This is a genomic window from Paenibacillus dendritiformis (genome assembly GCF_021654795.1).
GTDB lineage: Bacteria > Bacillota > Bacilli > Paenibacillales > Paenibacillaceae > Paenibacillus_B.
Map to the genome: position 1 here is coordinate 6,175,879 of NZ_AP025344.1, position 16,046 is coordinate 6,191,924.

At 57.4% G+C, this 16,046-nt stretch carries 16 protein-coding genes and 1 pseudogene; 7 read left to right on the forward strand and 10 right to left on the reverse strand.

What is annotated here, in order from left to right:
• Positions 1-150: 150 nt before the first annotated feature.
• The gene (locus L6439_RS27400; RefSeq protein ID WP_168181810.1) at positions 151-468 is read left to right on the forward strand and encodes a winged helix-turn-helix transcriptional regulator; all 318 of its coding nucleotides are present in this window, start codon (positions 151-153) and stop codon (positions 466-468) included.
• A gap of 95 nt (positions 469-563) precedes the next feature.
• Here the strand turns inward: L6439_RS27400 and L6439_RS27405 are convergent, their stop codons facing one another.
• Positions 564-851: an alpha/beta-type small acid-soluble spore protein gene (locus L6439_RS27405; RefSeq protein WP_168181811.1), complete on the reverse strand. Its 288-nt coding sequence runs from the start codon at positions 849-851 to the stop codon at positions 564-566.
• 366 nt (positions 852-1,217) lie between these two features.
• Between L6439_RS27405 and pepT the strand changes: the two genes are divergently transcribed.
• Positions 1,218-2,456, forward strand: coding sequence for a peptidase T (gene pepT / locus L6439_RS27410; RefSeq protein ID WP_168181812.1), 1,239 nt, complete (start codon positions 1,218-1,220; stop codon positions 2,454-2,456).
• A gap of 122 nt (positions 2,457-2,578) precedes the next feature.
• On the opposite strand, the gene L6439_RS27415 is transcribed toward pepT, so the two are convergent.
• From L6439_RS27415 to L6439_RS27425, 3 genes are all read right to left on the reverse strand, one after another.
• A complete protein-coding gene (locus L6439_RS27415) occupies positions 2,579-4,528 on the reverse strand; it encodes an elongation factor G (protein WP_213470991.1) in 1,950 nt (649 codons plus the stop codon).
• Positions 4,529-4,743: 215 nt separating this feature from the next.
• Positions 4,744-5,301: a DinB family protein gene (locus L6439_RS27420; RefSeq protein ID WP_168181814.1), complete on the reverse strand. Its 558-nt coding sequence runs from the start codon at positions 5,299-5,301 to the stop codon at positions 4,744-4,746.
• Between the two features lie 63 nt (positions 5,302-5,364).
• Positions 5,365-6,312 carry a helix-turn-helix transcriptional regulator gene (locus L6439_RS27425; RefSeq protein WP_213470993.1) on the reverse strand — a complete coding sequence of 316 codons (948 nt, stop codon included), beginning with the start codon at positions 6,310-6,312 and terminating at the stop codon, positions 5,365-5,367.
• Between the two features lie 215 nt (positions 6,313-6,527).
• On the opposite strand from L6439_RS27425, the gene L6439_RS27430 reads away from it, so the two are divergent.
• Positions 6,528-7,667 carry a helix-turn-helix domain-containing protein gene (locus L6439_RS27430; RefSeq protein WP_213470995.1) on the forward strand — a complete coding sequence of 380 codons (1,140 nt, stop codon included), beginning with the start codon at positions 6,528-6,530 and terminating at the stop codon, positions 7,665-7,667.
• Between the two features lie 141 nt (positions 7,668-7,808).
• On the opposite strand, the gene L6439_RS27435 is transcribed toward L6439_RS27430, so the two are convergent.
• Together L6439_RS27435 and L6439_RS29405 are read right to left on the reverse strand one after the other, a co-directional pair.
• A complete protein-coding gene (locus L6439_RS27435) occupies positions 7,809-8,075 on the reverse strand; it encodes a hypothetical protein (RefSeq protein WP_213470996.1) in 267 nt (88 codons plus the stop codon).
• 17 nt (positions 8,076-8,092) lie between these two features.
• Positions 8,093-8,218: a hypothetical protein gene (locus tag L6439_RS29405; RefSeq protein ID WP_269155964.1), complete on the reverse strand. Its 126-nt coding sequence runs from the start codon at positions 8,216-8,218 to the stop codon at positions 8,093-8,095.
• A gap of 275 nt (positions 8,219-8,493) precedes the next feature.
• Between L6439_RS29405 and L6439_RS27440 the strand changes: the two genes are divergently transcribed.
• Positions 8,494-9,264 carry an ANT(4')-I family aminoglycoside nucleotidyltransferase gene (locus tag L6439_RS27440; protein WP_168181818.1) on the forward strand — a complete coding sequence of 257 codons (771 nt, stop codon included), beginning with the start codon at positions 8,494-8,496 and terminating at the stop codon, positions 9,262-9,264.
• Between the two features lie 72 nt (positions 9,265-9,336).
• On the opposite strand, the gene L6439_RS27445 is transcribed toward L6439_RS27440, so the two are convergent.
• The 3 genes and pseudogenes from L6439_RS27445 to L6439_RS29585 form a co-directional block, all read right to left on the reverse strand.
• On the reverse strand, positions 9,337-10,791 hold the full coding sequence (locus tag L6439_RS27445) for an FAD-dependent oxidoreductase (RefSeq protein WP_168181819.1): 1,455 nt from the start codon (positions 10,789-10,791) through the stop codon (positions 9,337-9,339).
• A gap of 437 nt (positions 10,792-11,228) precedes the next feature.
• Positions 11,229-11,756, reverse strand: coding sequence for a Crp/Fnr family transcriptional regulator (locus tag L6439_RS29580; protein ID WP_306434372.1), 528 nt, complete (start codon positions 11,754-11,756; stop codon positions 11,229-11,231).
• Positions 11,757-11,811: 55 nt separating this feature from the next.
• Positions 11,812-12,075 (reverse strand): annotated as a pseudogene (locus L6439_RS29585) (Crp/Fnr family transcriptional regulator); the annotation flags it as partial.
• Between the two features lie 67 nt (positions 12,076-12,142).
• Between L6439_RS29585 and L6439_RS27455 the strand changes: the two are divergent.
• The 3 genes from L6439_RS27455 to yedF all read left to right on the forward strand — a co-directional run bounded on the left by L6439_RS27455 (position 12,143) and on the right by yedF (position 14,260).
• Positions 12,143-12,484 carry a DoxX family protein gene (locus L6439_RS27455; RefSeq protein ID WP_213470997.1) on the forward strand — a complete coding sequence of 114 codons (342 nt, stop codon included), beginning with the start codon at positions 12,143-12,145 and terminating at the stop codon, positions 12,482-12,484.
• 345 nt (positions 12,485-12,829) lie between these two features.
• Positions 12,830-14,029, forward strand: a complete 1,200-nt coding sequence (gene yedE / locus L6439_RS27460) for a selenium metabolism membrane protein YedE/FdhT (protein WP_168181821.1) — start codon at positions 12,830-12,832, stop codon at positions 14,027-14,029.
• Between the two features lie 3 nt (positions 14,030-14,032).
• Positions 14,033-14,260: a sulfurtransferase-like selenium metabolism protein YedF gene (yedF, locus tag L6439_RS27465; RefSeq protein WP_087440365.1), complete on the forward strand. Its 228-nt coding sequence runs from the start codon at positions 14,033-14,035 to the stop codon at positions 14,258-14,260.
• A gap of 409 nt (positions 14,261-14,669) precedes the next feature.
• On the opposite strand, the gene L6439_RS27470 is transcribed toward yedF, so the two are convergent.
• Positions 14,670-15,878: an MFS transporter gene (locus L6439_RS27470; RefSeq protein ID WP_213471038.1), complete on the reverse strand. Its 1,209-nt coding sequence runs from the start codon at positions 15,876-15,878 to the stop codon at positions 14,670-14,672.
• Between the last annotated feature and the right edge of the window lie 168 nt (positions 15,879-16,046).

A 16,046-nucleotide genomic window follows, 5' to 3' on the forward strand; every position in this document is an offset into this window, starting at 1 on the left:
ATCACTGCAACCTGGCTTGTCACCATCAGGTTACTAATTACAAGTAAATATAAATTAGTCAATTGATATTGTCAAGTAATTATATTTTTTTGGGAAAGGTGCTTATTTCCCATCACCAGTGCTATAATAGAAATGTAGAGGTGATGGAACATGAACGGAACATCCAGTGAACGATGCCCCCGCTTCGACAAAGCGATGAGTATTTTGAGCCAGCGTTGGACAGGGCTTATCATCCATCAATTGCTGGGAGGCCCGCAGCGCTTCTGCACGATGGAATCGGCAATCGCTATTAGCGGCCGGGTTCTGTCCGAGCGATTGAAGGATCTGGAGCGCGAAGGCATCGTGCGCCGTGAAGTATATCCCGACACGCCAGTGCGCATCGAATACTCTTTGACAGAGAAGGGGCACGCTCTCGAACCGATCATTCGGGACATTGAAGCTTGGTCCGCGCAATGGATCGAGCTGTAACCCGCCGCTGCGCAGAGCCCCGCTGCCGATAACATCAAAGCCGGATCTCCTTCGCGGGAGACTCCGGCTTTGTTCGCTTCCTGACCTATAAATACCTACTGCGTCGGCTTCTTCGTGAGCTGCTCCTGGGCGAGACGAATCATCTCCCGCACCATCGTGCCGCCAATCCGGCCCCCGACACGCCCTGCCGATTCGGTTGACAGTTCTCCGTTGTCTCCCGGCTGCAGCGGGACGCCCAATGTTTTGGCGACCTCGTACTTGACGTCGTCCGGCCGGTTCGGATCTACGGCGAAGCCTTCCTGCCGCATTACTTCCGCCTTGAACGCATTAACGCCCTGCTCTGCTCCGTTCACGAGCAGCCTTCTTCGGTTCCTGCGGGCCATCATCCTGCCTCCTTGCCAGCATAAATTATGAATCCTTCATACAATGGCCCGGAAGCGGTCAAATTATGTGCCTCGGCCTTATCCCCTTCTTCCTTGCTTATCTTCTCCGTTTCGTGCGTTTTTACCTGTGCAAAAATAGGCTGGAAATTCGGCGCACCCGACCTATCCACAGCAAAATTCCGGCTGCCGGGGACGTATATGAGTCACGCCCGGAAGAAATGATAAGTCCGACGGATCCCGCCGATTCAGGGCGACGGATTCAAAGCACTCACAATATGGGTTTATATAGGTGAGGATATGTCCTGCATTCATCTGTGTGGTAGTATGGGAAAAGGGAGTACATACCATAGTTTGAGGTGAAATCTCGTGAAAAATGAAATTATTCAACGATTTACGGCCTACGCCAGAGTAGACACCCAATCGAATGATGACAGCCAGACATGCCCGTCCACGCCGGGACAACTGGATCTGGCCCGCCTGCTCGTGGAAGAGCTGCAGGCGATCGGCATGCAGGAGGTGACCCTGGATGAGAACGGCTATGTCATGGCCACGCTGCCGGCCAATACGGACAAGGATGTCCCGACGATCGGGTTCCTCTCCCATCTGGATACGGCGACGGACTTCACCGGAGCCAATGTCAACCCGCAGATTGTCGACAATTACGACGGGAATGCAATCGTCTTGAACGAAGCGCTTAATGTCGTGCTGTCGCCGGCCGAATTCCCGGAATTGGCGAATTACAAGGGCCATACGCTGATTACGACGGACGGAACGACCTTGCTCGGCGCGGATGACAAGGCTGGGATTGCCGAGATTATGACCGCGATGGCCTATCTTCTCCAGCACCCGGAGATGAAGCATGGCAAGGTGCGTGTCGCCTTCACCCCGGACGAGGAAATCGGGCGGGGTCCCCACCGCTTCGATGTAGCCGCCTTCGGCGCGAAATACGCCTATACCGTTGACGGCGGCCCGCTCGGGGAACTCGAATATGAGAGCTTCAATGCGGCGCAGGCGAAGATTACGGTCAAGGGGACGAATGTCCATCCCGGCACGGCGAAGGGCAAAATGATCAATTCGGCCAAAATCGCCATGGAGCTGCACAGCAAACTTCCTGCCGAGGAAGCACCTGAGTTCACCGACGGCTATGACGGCTTCTATCATCTCATCTCCATTCAAGGAGATGTGGAGCGTACCGATCTGCGCTATATCATCCGCGACTTCGACAAGGCCAACTTCGAGGCCCGCAAAGCGAAGCTCGAAGCGATCGTGAAGGAGCTTCAGGGCATCTACGGAGAAAGCAGCATTATCCTCGATATGAACGACCAATATTACAACATGAAAGACAAGATCGAGCCGGTCAAGCATATTGTCGATATTGCCTATCAAGCGATGAAGAACGTCGGCATCGAGCCGATCATTACCCCGATCCGGGGCGGCACGGACGGATCGCAGCTCTCCTATATGGGACTGCCGACGCCGAATATTTTCACCGGGGGAGAGAACTATCACGGCAAGTTCGAATACGTCTCGGCCGACAATATGGTGAAGGCAACGGAGGTTATTATCGAGATTATTAAGCTGTACGAGCAGCAGGCTGCGCAATAAAGCAGGAAGGGGCTATCCCCGTCACCGTGCGTGACGACGGGATGGCCCCTTTTCTATGACGGTTGGCCTCCGGCCCCCGCTCGTTACCGAACCTTCTCCGACACAGCCTCGCCCCAACCGGCTCAACAATGCATATGCCGCGCCGCCTCCTCCCAAGGAACGCTGTATCCCTGCCCTTTGGCGCAGAAGATGGAGGCCGAGGTGTAGAGCGGATCCGCGTCTTTATTGTAAGCTTTGGCCGCCATAATCTCCTCGGCGTTATGACAGCGCTCATACCCGCCGAAGCGCAGCCGCAGCATCCCCTTGCCCTGGGTATAGGCGGCCAGCTCGGCGCTGTAATTCATGAAGGTGGCCACCGGCGCCTTGCCCGTAAGCACGACCTGATCTCCGGCGAACTCGGGCGGATCGAACCGGCCCGATGCCTTCTGGATATCGGTCATGACGCGTCCCATATGCTCCGGCGCGACCTTCACTTTCAACTCATAATACGGCTCCAGCAGGACATTGTCCGCCTGCTCCAGCCCTTGCCGGAGCGCCCGGCAGGCCGCCTCGCGGAAGTCGCCGCCGCTCGTGTGCTTATTGTGGGCCCGGCCCTTCGTCAGTGTCATCTTCACATCGGTGACGGGAGATCCGGTGAGCAGCCCGTGGTGATCCCGCTCCAGCAGGTACTGCTCAATGACATGCTGATAGTTGACGGTCAGCACGTCGGGATGGCACTCGTTCCGGAAGATCATCCCGCTGCCCCTGTCACCGGGCTCCAGCCGGAGATGCACCTCAGCGTAATGCCCGAGCGGTTCGAAATGCCCGCATCCCGTCACCGTCGAAGCGATCGTCTCCTTGTACAAAATGTCCGGTGTCCCGAAGGAGATATCCATGCCGAACCGCTCCTTGGCCAGCCGCTCCAGCACCTCCAGCTGAATGACGCCCATCACATGGATATGAATCTCCTGCAGCGCCTCATCCCATTGCACCCGAAGCGACGGATCTTCGGCATCGAGCAGGCGGAAGCACTGGAGCACCTCCTTGGCATGAAGCGACGGCGGAAAGATGACCTTCGACGTCAGCATCGGCGCCATCTCGTATTCCGCCCGATCGTGCAGCGCGCCCAAGCCTTCCCCCGCCGCGGCCGCCGACAATCCGGTAACGGCGCAGAGCTCACCTGCCTCCGCCCTCTCGGCATGATCATATTTGCGTCCGTTGTATATCCGAATCGAGGTCACCTTCTCGGCAATCCGGTCCACTCCCGAGCCATAACGGATCTCATCCCTGACCTGCAAGGAACCGCCCAGCACCTTCAGATGGGTAACGCGGGTGCCGTTCGCGTCATGGCGGATCTTGTACACCCGGGCTGCGAACGGCAGATCCTGTCGCCAGTCCCCCGGGGTGAAGGCATCCACCAGTTGCAGCAGATCGGTAACGCCCACATCCTGAAGGGCGGATCCTGCGGCGCAGGGGAACAGGCGATGCGTCCGAATCAGACTGGCAGCGGCATTTCGCCATACCTCCCGATCGTACTCGTCCTCCATATAACGAGAGAGCAATTCCTCATCGCGTTCGGCCAGAAAAGTGATTAGCCCGTCCTCCCATTCCGCTTCGCCGCAGGCAGATCTCATATCGGCCGCGTCCGGCGTCAGATGGGCGCGAATATCGTCCAACACCCGGTCTGCATCCGCCCCGGCCCGATCCGTCTTGTTGATGAAAAAGAAGACCGGCACCCGATGCCTGTCCAGCAGCTGCCAGACCGTCTCCGTATGGCCCTGCACGCCCTCCGTCGCGCTGACGACCACAATGGCGGCATCCATTACCTGAATGGCCCGCTCCATCTCGGCGGAGAAGTCGACGTGCCCCGGGGTGTCGATCAACGTGTAGGTGCTGCCATTGTATGTCATCACCGCTTGTTCCGCGAAAATCGAAATGCCCCGTTCCTTCTCGATCTCATGACTGTCCATGTAGGCATCCCGGTAATCGACCCGCCCCCGGCTCCGAATGCTGCGGGTATGGTACAGCAGCTGCTCCGCCAGCGTCGTCTTGCCTGCGTCTACATGAGCGAATATGCCGATTGTTTTATGCATCCTGACACCTCTCATAGCGGTTACATCAAATGTTGACGTTCCAGTTCTAGCCGCGTTATTCCACGCTAAATAGCTGTTCCCATCATAGCACAGAGGCCGCGGAGGCATCACGGGCCGATATCGAAACGCGCGGTTATCCGTCCGGTCTTCCTCTCCCTGCTCAACAGACGGGCCGCTCGAATTCGGGAAGCGTTCCACTGTAAAGTCGCGACACCCTAGGAGGCAGCATGGAGGAAAGCGTCCAGCCGCTCCTTCTGAAGAAGATGGTGGCGGTAATGCATCTCCGGCATCGCGAACCATTCGGCCGCATTCAGCGCGCCGAAGGCCGGATGAGCCGCCGTCCGCTGCAGCCGTTCCGGAGCTGCGCTCCGCAGCGATGCCCCAATCTCGTGCATGCGGCGCCTTGCTTCCTCCAGCTTGGCGGCAAGCTGCTCCTTGCTCACCGGCTGCGGAGGCGTATACTGCCCGCCGTCAGGGACCCGAATGCGCACCGGCGGAAAGCTTCCCTGCTGGAAAGCGGCCCGGCCGGCCTCCGTTTTTCCGCCAGTCCCCTCGCTTGCTCCGCCGGGTTCCATGCACTGCTCCGCATGGCGCAGCTGCATATGCAGCGCGGAATGAGCCAGATGCAGATACATTTGCCCAAGCGACCATTCGTTCCCGGCCGGCTGGCGCTGCAGCTCTTCCATGCTGTACTTGGCCAATTCCCGTACATAATGATCCGTAATCTCGTCGAATCGCGACAAAATATCCGCAATGCTCATGTTCTTATTCATTACATCATCTCCTCGAATACTGAAGTACTCTCAGTATACGGGAGGGCTCCTGACAGCAGTATGTCAGTAGTGATCCGCTATTTTTTTCGCTTCTTCGCGAACCAGCCTTCGCAATGATTCGGGCTCCAGCACGATGATATTTCCGCCCCAGCCGAGCACCCACGCCAGCAGATCTTCCGGCCGCCGGACGCGGCAGGTGACGAGCACCCCTCCCGGGCAAGGCTCCGCTGCTTCCATGTAGTATGAATTCGATTCAGCTACCCGATCCGCGATGCAGGCGTCCACCTTCAATCGCACCCGGATCGTCCGGTCGTCGGGAGGCGTGTAGTCCGACAGGCGGAAATCCCGCGGGAACGCAAACCGTTCATCAAGCAATGCCAGATCGCTCATGCGCGACACACGGAAGTGGCGAATCGCCCGGCGCAGATGACAATCGGCGATCAGCATCCATACGCCGCGGACGAGCACCAGTCCGTAAGGGGCAGCGACACGGATAGTGTCGCGGTTCCCGGTATCATCCTGCGCAGCCTTCGAATACCGGAACCGAATCATGCGCCTGTCGAGAATCGCTTGATGCAGCCGGTTAACGCGCTCCTTCTCCGGCCCCCGGTTCGCGGCCCGCCGTTCGGAGAGGAGCCGGATGGCCTGGCGTGCGCGCTCCGCCTCTTCGCGGACAGGCTGCGGCAGGAGAGCTTCGATTTTGCGCCGGGACGTCTCGGCGCCTTCGGCATAGCCGGCCGCGAATTCCTGCGTGACGAAATCGGCGCCGATGAGGAGAGAGACGGCTTCCTCCACCGTCAGGCTGACGGGCGGCAGGAAATACCCCTCCATCAGCGAATAGCCCTGTCCCGGCGTGCCGGCAATTGGTACCCCGGCCTCGCTCAGCGCCTGAATGTCCCGATAAATGGTCCGCACGCTCGTCTCGAACGCAGCCGCCAGATCCTCTGCGCGCCGAAGCCCGCAGCGCTGCAGCTCAAGCACAATCGCCAAAAGACGGTCCGTCTTGTTCATGCTTCCTTATCCTCTCTCGCCTCGAATTGAAAGTGTTGTCATCTCCATTGTAATCTCAGCAAAGCCGGGTTGGCGAGAGCCTGTTAGGATCGGCTCTGTCCTTCTGACCAGCTCCACAATCTAGTCCTCCATGTTGGATGATAATTTACATCAGGGTCGATTCATGGTATTATCAAATTACGTAATTACGTAAAATGATAAAAGGGAGTGATACTATGGCAAACCGGGATTACGGAGCGGAGATCGATGCCTTGCAGTCCCAACTAAATGAGATCCAACGGATCGTGAAGCAGCTCGCCGGCATGCAATCAGAGGCGGATATCCATGCCAGGGAGGGAGATCTCGGCGCAGAAGGCACGCCAAGGCGCCTAAGTGATGAAGAGGAATCGGGAGGAATCCTGTATTCCGGCCGTTATCGGGGAGAGCAAGGAAGCGTCCGATGGGCGCCGCAGGAGAGAACGGTCCGGGAGCTTCTCGATCTCGACGGGGAGAAGGCCGCCAAGGTGCTGGCCGCCCTCGGGCATAAGCAGCGAATCGATATTCTTAAGTCCGTGTTCGCCGCTCCGCTTACCGGATCCGAGCTCGTTGAACAGCTCCATATGGGCACAACCGGACAGCTATATCACCATCTGAAGGCGCTGCAGGGAGCCGATCTGCTTGTCCAAGAGGAACGGGGCGGCACATACGCCATCCCTCCCCACCGGGCCCTCCCCCTGCTGCTTCTGTGGGCGGCCGCTTCCGAGCTGCTCGATGCGAGCGACTATATCGCCCTGGCCGAAGCACGGAACAATGCGGGCGACTACCTGGGAACCCATCGGAATGGATATGACCCGCTTCATTTGGCAGCGGCGCTCATCGAGAATTCGGTCCTGGAACACCAGGCCGGGCACTGCACCGAAGTGCATCTCTTCCTGCATGGCGACGGCAGCTTGACCATCGCCGACAACGGCCGGGGCATCCCTGTTCAAGCCTTCGCCCCCGCGGACAAGACGCCCCTGCAAGCGATTCTCACCGACATCGGCCGCAGCAGCACCAGCGCCTTCATAACCGCGCCGGGCGCCGAGCACAAAATCAATGCCGCCGTCGTTAACGCGCTCTCCCAAAGACTGACGGTCGAGATTCGCCGCGGCGGCAGCATATTCCGGCAGGAATTCAAGCGTGGAATTCCCCAGACCGGATTATTGACGGTAGGCGCGACCCGTGAGACCGGTACCAGCATCACTTTCCTGCCGGATCGGGATCTTTTCCGCCTCCCGGTGTCCCCGGAATCCATGAGCCGGTATATCCGCTCCGTCTCCGAGGCGAACCCCGGGCTGAGCTTGCGGCTGCATGGGAACGAATCGGGACGCGACTGACTTCCCGGCCCCCTCTGGCAGGAGGGGGCTCTCCTGCACGTCTTGATCATCTGCGGGCACGTCCACTTACAGTGCGCTCGACCGGAAGGCAGATTCCAGAGGACACGCCCCACAAGCCCGAACCTGTGAAAGGAGAGTTTATTACTGACCCTGGCGAAGGATGGCTTGGATTAATTCGGCTACACTTACCCCGCCCATCTGTTCAGCAACATAGTCTGCCTTGGTCTTCCTGCGGATCGAGCCTACCAGCACGATTTCGATAGCCTGATTGCGATCGATCAGGACGGAGTCGACTTGAAGCGCATTGGTCAACAAACCAACGATGACCGCGATTTGTTGCGGGGACAGCTTGGGACCGGCGTTATTTTTCTTCTTATTATTTCGATTATTGTTCCCATTCTTCGCCATGGATGTCACCATCCAATTCAGATTATAATGGTTTCCAGCCTGCCTCCACCTCCTTCAGTAAGCCCAAAACCCAGAAATAATGAAGTGAACACAACTAGAAGCACAATCGCGGTAATGATTCTGACCGTTTCATCTTTGTCCATGGAGAATCCTCCTCTCCCATGAAGGTGGTTACTTCATCATATGACGATGCCGCTCACACGTACCGGATCTGAGTGATTTTGGCGAGTTCGTCCGTTAGCGCATCGCCCGCTTCTTGCAGTTACGCCGGGACCATCGTACAATTTCGGCAAAGAGGATACGAAAGGAAGGTATGATCGACATGCCGAAGCTCAAAGTGCCCCGTTAATCCCGAGGCCCGCCATCCAACTTGTTCAGACTCGCCTTGACCGCCAATAACACAAAGGGAGATGGAGCTATGAACAAGCTTGGACCCGTGCCGATATCGAAGCAAGCGCGAATGGATACATGCCGCAAGATTGCGGAGCGGCTGCATGAGAAATACGGAAGGAAAATTAAAGCGATTGGCGTATACGGATCGATCGCCCGCGGAATGGACGGACCCTATTCCGATATCGAAATGTTCTGCGTGCTGCGGAAATCGGGCGGAGCCGCAGACCGCTGCTATGAATGGTCGGCAGGACCATGGAAGGCCGAGGTAGACGTGATGAGCGAGGATGTTCTGCTGCGCGAAGCGGCAGAGATCGAAGGACGATGGCCGCTTACGCATGGTCCCTTCTTTACGGCATTAGCCCTGCATGATCCGGAAGAGTTCTTTCCGAAGCTGAAGGCGGCGGCTGAATCCCCGCCTGCGTCGGAATTCCGCCGGGCGATCGGCGAGGTCCTGGTCGGCGAAATGTACGAGTTCGCGGGCAAGCTCCGCAACGCGAGCCTGCACGGCCCCGCCTCCTACCTGCCTTACCTGGCTATGCAGTTCGCCCACTACGGCGCGATGATACTGGGCCTGCATCACCGGACCCTGTTCACCACCGGCGCTCTCGTGCTGCCGGAGGCGCTGGCGCTGCCCGATCGCCCGCAAGGGTACGATGAGCTGGCAGGGCTGGTCATGTCCGGGGATCTGGCCGGCCCGGAGCGGATCGTCACAGCCTGTGAGGCGTACTGGCAAGGGCTGACCGCCTGGGCGGCCAAGCATGATTATACGATTGTGTCGCCGCCGATTCCATTCTAGAAGAAGAGAGACCCGCGTTCCGCTGCGGGTCTCTCTATCCGTCCGGCTCCTTCGGGGTTCCCCTCTAGCCGGTTAACGGTTCAGCACAATGCCGTAATTGCGTTCCAGGTACTTATGTATCCGTTGAAAATCGGCCTGCGTCAATTGCTTCAGGCGCTTATGCTTCAGCTCTTTCCCCAGAATAATTCCGATCGTCTCGGCGGCCAGCGCGGTGTTCGGCATGATCCGGGCCGTACCGTACGCTTTGATCGTCGCCCCGACATTTTTGCCGGCGACAAGCACATTCTCATAGTTCTTCAATTGGAAGGAACGCAGCGGCATTCCGTACCGGTTCGGCTTGCCGAAGCCGATTCCTTTTGGAATGGCCCGCACCGCCTGCAGATCGACCGAGTAACCGCCGATGCTGACATTATCCCAGAACATTTTGCCTGACATCACATCCGGATAGTCCAAAATATAGTCGGTCTCGAAACGGTTGTAATCCCGAATGTATAAATAATCGGGAAACCCGTCCAATTCGGCGTTCTTATAGCCGGGAATATGCTTTTGCAAAAATTTCAGAATATGCGGCGCCTCGGCCTTCCCCTTCTCGACGGCGGATCGGACCGATTCCGGGTTCGCCGGATCGACGTTGAAGATAAGCAGCGCATTCATTATCACTTGGCCATTTCGCTGGTAGGTGGAATTGATGCCGCGAAACACGAGCTGATCATCCTTCGGCTTGTATTGGAAGGTCAAGTTGCTGAAGCCCGTCGCCGTGTTCCAATCGACATATGTATTCGGGCCATACTTCTTCTGCACATTGGTGAGCGGATAGTCGAGCAGCACCTGCTCGTGCAGTTCATTCCAATCCACATTTTTGAACCTCAGCATGAGGGTCGCGGCCATATGATCCGGCTTCTTGCCGTTATAGATGCTCTCCATGCCGGGAATCCGCTTGACGTCCAGCTTGCTCGTCAGGGCGTTAAAATCGGTATTTTCCACAAAGTATTCCGCTTCCGCCTTATGCTGCTTGCCGTCTTTCGTCCGGTACGTCAGCGACTGGATCGCCTTCTCTTTCCCCCGGGGAACGACCTCTGCCTTTTCGATGCGTATACTGGATTTCACCGGAATATTTTTGATGACCGACTGGAAATAGCGGTTGAATTCTTCTTCCTTGCGAATGGTGCCTGCGTTATAGCCATTGAATAACCTCCGAATCTCGCCCTGCACGAGGCTCCGCTTCTGATTGTCATTCGGCTGGTCGAGCACGAGCATCTGACCTTGAATCAGCTCGCCTCCCGGCTTGCTTCGCGGATCGAGGATGATGACCTTGAGTCCAAGATCGCGGGCGGCCTTGGCCAGGAGGACCCCCTGGATCTCGCTGCCGATGACGACCACGTCGTAACGGTCGCAGCCGGGTCCGCAGGAAGACTTCGCCCGGGCGGCCGCGACTCCCGCAGGAAGGACGGATGCGGCGGCGAGAACGGCAGCGAACAACAACGCCATGCACCGGATGATGATGGAACGGTTCTGTGATGGTTTCATTCTCGTGTACGTTACTCCTCCTGTTAAAATTGATGATAGTCCTATAACAACATATCTTTCCTTGGGAAAGGTTACAAAGAAACAGATCCCGCTTGCTGGCCGGGTTCAAGACTTGTCTTCCCGCTCCGCCCGGTGAATAAGAACAGTAACATGAGGAGCGGCGGCGGAAAAATGACCCAATCGATGACAGAGCTTCGCCGATTGGCGTAGGAGCAAATCAAGGAATACGGACTGCAGCGAGCGGCCCGGCAGATGATGGCGGTCTGCAGACAGGGAATCCGCCTGGACATTGGCGCGCCGGATGACGGAGCGTCCCGGAGCCGTATCCGAGTCGGCGCCAGCGAGAATTCCACTCCTTCGATGCGCTTGTCCGCCCTACGCTGGAATTCCCCAACTATGCGTATGTCGACGAGGATATGGTGTCCTTCGATGACGATTCATATGAACGGTATTTTCATTTTGTTCTGGAGATGTCCCCGGCGGGAGAAGCTTCCGAGAATTGAGCTCCATGTTCGGCTTCCCCGAAGGCCAGCATGGAGATGATCAGATCGAGGCCGCTTGCGCCCTGATTCTGCGGAAGGGATAAGGGAATAATCCCGATCAAGCGACGGAAGCGCTGCCTGCAGCCGGTCCGCATGAATCCACAGCCGCTTGCGGGGGCCTTCCTTGCGCACAATCCCCTCGGCTGCTAGTTCATTCATCATGACCGTGACCGTCTCGCGTAGGGATCCCGCCATACGGGCCAGTTCCTGATGCGTCAGATCGACCTCCAATTGCACCCAGGACGAATCGGCATCTTCCTCCTGAACCGGGATATCCCGCTTGAACTTCTCGGACAGCTTGCAGAGCAGATACAGCAGCCGCTGCCGAACGCTTCCATAGGCCATCCGTTCCAGCAGCTCTTCCACTACCTTCAGGCGGGCGGAAATGATCTCGATGAACCGGAGAGCCAGCTCCGGCCGCAAAAGAAGCAATCTCCCCGAAAAGATGCCCGGTACCCAGCAGATCGATCGTCAGCTCCTTTCCTTCCCCGGTGATTTGATAGAGCCGGACAATGCCGGATTTGACCAGATAGAGCGCCTTCCGCTCGGCATGCGGGGTCGTGATGAGCGTCCCTTTTTTGACGATCTGGACCGGGGTGACCGCTTCGATTCGCTTCAATTCTTCGCTGTCGAGGCCGTCGAACAGGTTGATTCTCGATAAATACTTTGCCTTGTCCACAAGATTCCCTCCATAATATTGCGATTGCGGCTGGCTGTAGGCTGGACTACATCCGCTATGCACACGCTCCGCTATACTTTACGCACGAGCCATTGCTCGACATGCTATTTTACAATGGAGTGTGAGACATGTGACGATTGTCGTTATCATCATCCGATGCATTCTCATCGCCATGTTCACGGTATCGATCCTGCTCAAGTTCGGGCGTGCGTCCTCGATGGTCCGGCATTGGCAGGAATACCGGTATCCGATCTGGTTCGTGGATGTGACCGCCGCGCTTGAGGCGGCGGGCATCGCCGGCCTGATTGCCGCATTCTGGCTGCCCGCGGCGTTGAAGTACGCCGCCTCCCTGTTCATCATCCTGATGATGGGCGCCATCCATGCGCATCTGTTCCGGGCCAAGCATCCGCCGAAGATGGCCATCAACGGGATCGCAATGCTCCTGCTCTCGCTTATCCTGTTAGCGATCTAGCGCCGAGGGAACAGCAAGCCCCGGATCGATTCCTTCCGGGGCCACGACAAGCGTGTCGGATCGACTTCACGGCCGCCTGGGGATGGATGGCTTCCGCTGCCCAGGCCAGCACGGGAACCGGGAGAGCATGTGCAGCGGTTTGGTTCATCCGTTTCCATCCTTTCCTAGGAGATTACGAATTATTTTACCATGTCTATCGAATCATTGGGATCGGTGACATGATTTCACTTCGGGCGAAGCCCCCTCATGGATTGACAATGGTAGTACAATAAAGAGTGGCATCGTGATTTATCTATTTCATAGACCATAGATAGAAGATTTTATAAGATTGAAGGGGTAGTACAGATGAAATCCATGCTAGACAAAGTATTCAACCAGTATTGGAGCCCTTATGCCGCCATGGGCATCGCCGGCGTCCTCAGCGCCGCGTACTTCGGGATTACTGGAACGGTGTGGGCGGTCACCGGCGAATTCACCCGGCTGGGCGGACATATCCTGCAGCTGCTCGGCGTCGATATTTCCGATTGGGCTTACTTTAATCTGATTCATATGGACGGTACGACATGGAGCCGGACGGACGGCTGGATTGTATGGGGCATGTTCATCGGCGCGCTGATGATGATTCTGTTCAGCAACAATTTCAAAATCCGCGCTCCGCGGCAGAAGCGCCGTTTCGTTCAAGGGCTGATCGGCGGCATTATCGCAGGGGCGGGCGCGCGCTTGGCGCTCGGCTGCAACCTGGCGGCCTTCTTCACCGGCGTTCCCCAGTTCTCGCTCCATTCCTGGATCTTCATCGTGGCGACGGCGGCGGGAACGTATGTTGGGACGAAGGTCGTCAACACCGCCTGGTGGAAGGGCAAGCCCGCGCTGCAGCGCGGCGGCACGGCGGCGCGTCCTGCGAAGGCCCGCAAGATTCAGCCGTATGTTGGCGGCCTGATTGCGCTGCTGTATACGGGACTGATCGTCTACTTCTTCCTCTCCGGCCGCACGATGCTGGGCGTGGCCGCCCTATTCGGCGCTGCCTTCGGCATTCTGATCGAGAGAGGACAGATCTGCTTCACCTCGGCCTTCCGCGACCTGTGGATTAGCGGCCGCGCGACGATGACGAAGGCGATCACGGCCGGGATGGCCGTCAGCTCCGCGGCGACGCTCATCATCATTCTCGTGTACGGCATGGAGCCGATCACGAAGATTGCCGCGCCGAGCACCTTCGCCGGCGGCATCCTGTTCGGCCTCGGCATCGTCATGGCCGGGGGCTGCGAGACCGGCATGATGTACCGTCTCATGGAAGGACAGGTCGTCTTCCTGCCGGTATTCATCGGCAACATTGTCGGGGCGACCGGACTGGCGTATGCTTGGGATCATCTCGGCGTCTACAACCTGCTCGTGAAGAGCGGTTCGCCAATCAATCTAATTGACGTCATGGGACCTGCCGGCGCGCTCATCGCGACGCTGCTTCTGCTGGGGATCGGCTTCATCATCGCCGTGTACTGGCAGAAAAACTACCGCTTCGGCGTCGGATTCAATTACAAGAAAGGAGCTTGACTTATGACTGTCGATTTCACGTTAGATCTGCGAGGAGAACCATGCCCGTATCCGGTGATTTACACGCTGGAGACGCTGCAAGGGATGAAGAAAGGCCAACTGCTGCAAGTGATCGCCGACTGTCCGGCCGCCTTCCGCAACGTGCCGGAGGAAGTCGTCAAGCACGGCTACACGATGGCGCAGGAGCCTGTGCGGAACGGTCAAGAGTTCACGTTTTATATTACCGCTTGATAGGAATCAGGAGACCCGGCCTGCAGAGAGTGCAGCCGGGTTCTTTTTCTATGTATGGCGGCAAGATAGAGGAAGAAGGAGGAAACGCCGCTACGGGGCGAATTCGTCCATAAATCATTGAGGGGGCGAATCCTGCATATGTGCAGGAATTTACGCGATTTTAGCGGCGATCTGATGCCATTCCTGCAAAAGTGCATCAATTTCGCCGATTTTCGCTTTCGATCCATTGGCATAGCTGAAATTCCTGCGGTTTTGCAGGAATTCCTTTAACCGAGGAAAACTTCACAAGGGGAAACTGTAATTTCGCAGTTTTTTTGGACAAGTCGAGCTGGGAGAAGCAAGTGGGGTTGTCTCCGTGTAGCTAAAAAACTGCTCATGGGACAGCCCCTTAACGTCTCCTATACGGCCGTCAATGCGAGATGGCGGAATCGATGCCGGCCAGATGCTTCCGTCTGGCGGCCAGGAACAGCACGCCGAGCAGCACCATGTAGGCGCCGAACACGAACGGCACCATCGGGTTGAACCATTCGGCCAGCTTCCCGGCGAGCCAAGGGGAGATGGCGCCCCCCATAAAGCGGACGAAGCTGTAGGCAGCGGAAGCGACCGACCGTTCGACCGGCGCCGACTCCATCACGGCCGTCGTAATGAGCGTGTTGTTAATGCCGAGGAAAATACCGGACACGACGACGCAGGCAATGACGACGGACGGCGTCTTCACCCCGATCCCCATCATGAACAGGATGACGGCGAACAACGTCAGCACGGTCATAATCGAGGCGACCGAACCGAACCGCCCATGCAGCCGGGGCGCGACAAACACCGAAGTGAACGCCAGCAGCAAGCCCCATCCGAAGAAGACGTAGCCGAGTCCGCGCTCATTCAGCTCCATCACGTACGGCGAATAGGCCATCAGCGTAAAAAATCCGAAATTGTACAGGAAGGCCACGACGCCCAGCGTCAGCAATCCGGGATAGCCCAACGCCTTGAACGGAGCCGACAGCTTGCTCGGCACCTTCGGTCTGGCCACATTGGGCATAATAAAGAGCAGGAATAAAAAAGCGACGCCCATCAGCACGCTGACGCCGAAGAAGGGCCCGCGCCACGATATCGAGCCAAGCTCGCCGCCGAGCAGGGGACCGACGGCGATTCCGAGGCCAAGCGCGGCTTCGTAAAATATAATCGCTCGGGCCGTCCCGGACGTCGATAAGCCGACGATAGCGGACAAGGCCGTCGCGAGGAAGAGCGAGTTCCCCAGACCCCACCCTCCGCGCAGCCACACGATCGCGTTAATCGTATGGGACATGCCCGCGCACGCGGAGAAAACAATGATAAGAAAAACGCCCGCAATCAAGGTCCACTTCGTTCCCAAGCGGCTGGACACGAACCCCGTAATCAGCATCGCAATCCCGGTCACCAGATTATAGCTGGTGAACAGGAGCGACACCTGGCTAGGCGTCGCCTCCATCTTGGCCGCAATCGCGGGCAGAATCGGATCGACGAGCCCGATCCCCATAAATGAAATCACACAGGCAAAAGCAACGACCCATACGGACAGCGGCTGGCTGAACGTACCGGCTCGCTTCTGCAACTCCTCATATTGAGTCCCCGAAGATACCAACCTCTCCAACCTCCATCCTCATATTGAACGGACCATGCGTTCCCTGCCTGACGGCAGGCACAAAAAAGTCCGTCCTCTGCCAGGCTTTTTGTGACGGACAATCTAGTTGTATGATACAACTATAATCTACTTGTATTATACAACTTCTTCGCATCCTGTCAATATCGC

What these genes read in the sequence shown, in the direction of transcription:
- L6439_RS27440 (WP_168181818.1), top strand. Translation starts at nt 8,494, where the DNA reads ATGAACAAGCTTGGACCCGTGCCGATATCGAAGCAAGCGCGAATGGAT.
- yedE (WP_168181821.1), top strand. Translation starts at nt 12,830, where the DNA reads ATGAAATCCATGCTAGACAAAGTATTCAACCAGTATTGGAGCCCTTAT.
- L6439_RS27425 (WP_213470993.1), bottom strand. Translation starts at nt 6,312, where the DNA reads ATGAACAAGACGGACCGTCTTTTGGCGATTGTGCTTGAGCTGCAGCGC.
- L6439_RS27420 (WP_168181814.1), bottom strand. Translation starts at nt 5,301, where the DNA reads ATGAATAAGAACATGAGCATTGCGGATATTTTGTCGCGATTCGACGAG.
- L6439_RS27435 (WP_213470996.1), bottom strand. Translation starts at nt 8,075, where the DNA reads ATGGCGAAGAATGGGAACAATAATCGAAATAATAAGAAGAAAAATAAC.
- L6439_RS27415 (WP_213470991.1), bottom strand. Translation starts at nt 4,528, where the DNA reads ATGCATAAAACAATCGGCATATTCGCTCATGTAGACGCAGGCAAGACG.
- L6439_RS29405 (WP_269155964.1), bottom strand. Translation starts at nt 8,218, where the DNA reads ATGGACAAAGATGAAACGGTCAGAATCATTACCGCGATTGTGCTTCTA.
- yedF (WP_087440365.1), top strand. Translation starts at nt 14,033, where the DNA reads ATGACTGTCGATTTCACGTTAGATCTGCGAGGAGAACCATGCCCGTAT.
- L6439_RS27405 (WP_168181811.1), bottom strand. Translation starts at nt 851, where the DNA reads ATGGCCCGCAGGAACCGAAGAAGGCTGCTCGTGAACGGAGCAGAGCAG.
- L6439_RS27430 (WP_213470995.1), top strand. Translation starts at nt 6,528, where the DNA reads ATGGCAAACCGGGATTACGGAGCGGAGATCGATGCCTTGCAGTCCCAA.
- L6439_RS27445 (WP_168181819.1), bottom strand. Translation starts at nt 10,791, where the DNA reads ATGAAACCATCACAGAACCGTTCCATCATCATCCGGTGCATGGCGTTG.
- L6439_RS27400 (WP_168181810.1), top strand. Translation starts at nt 151, where the DNA reads ATGAACGGAACATCCAGTGAACGATGCCCCCGCTTCGACAAAGCGATG.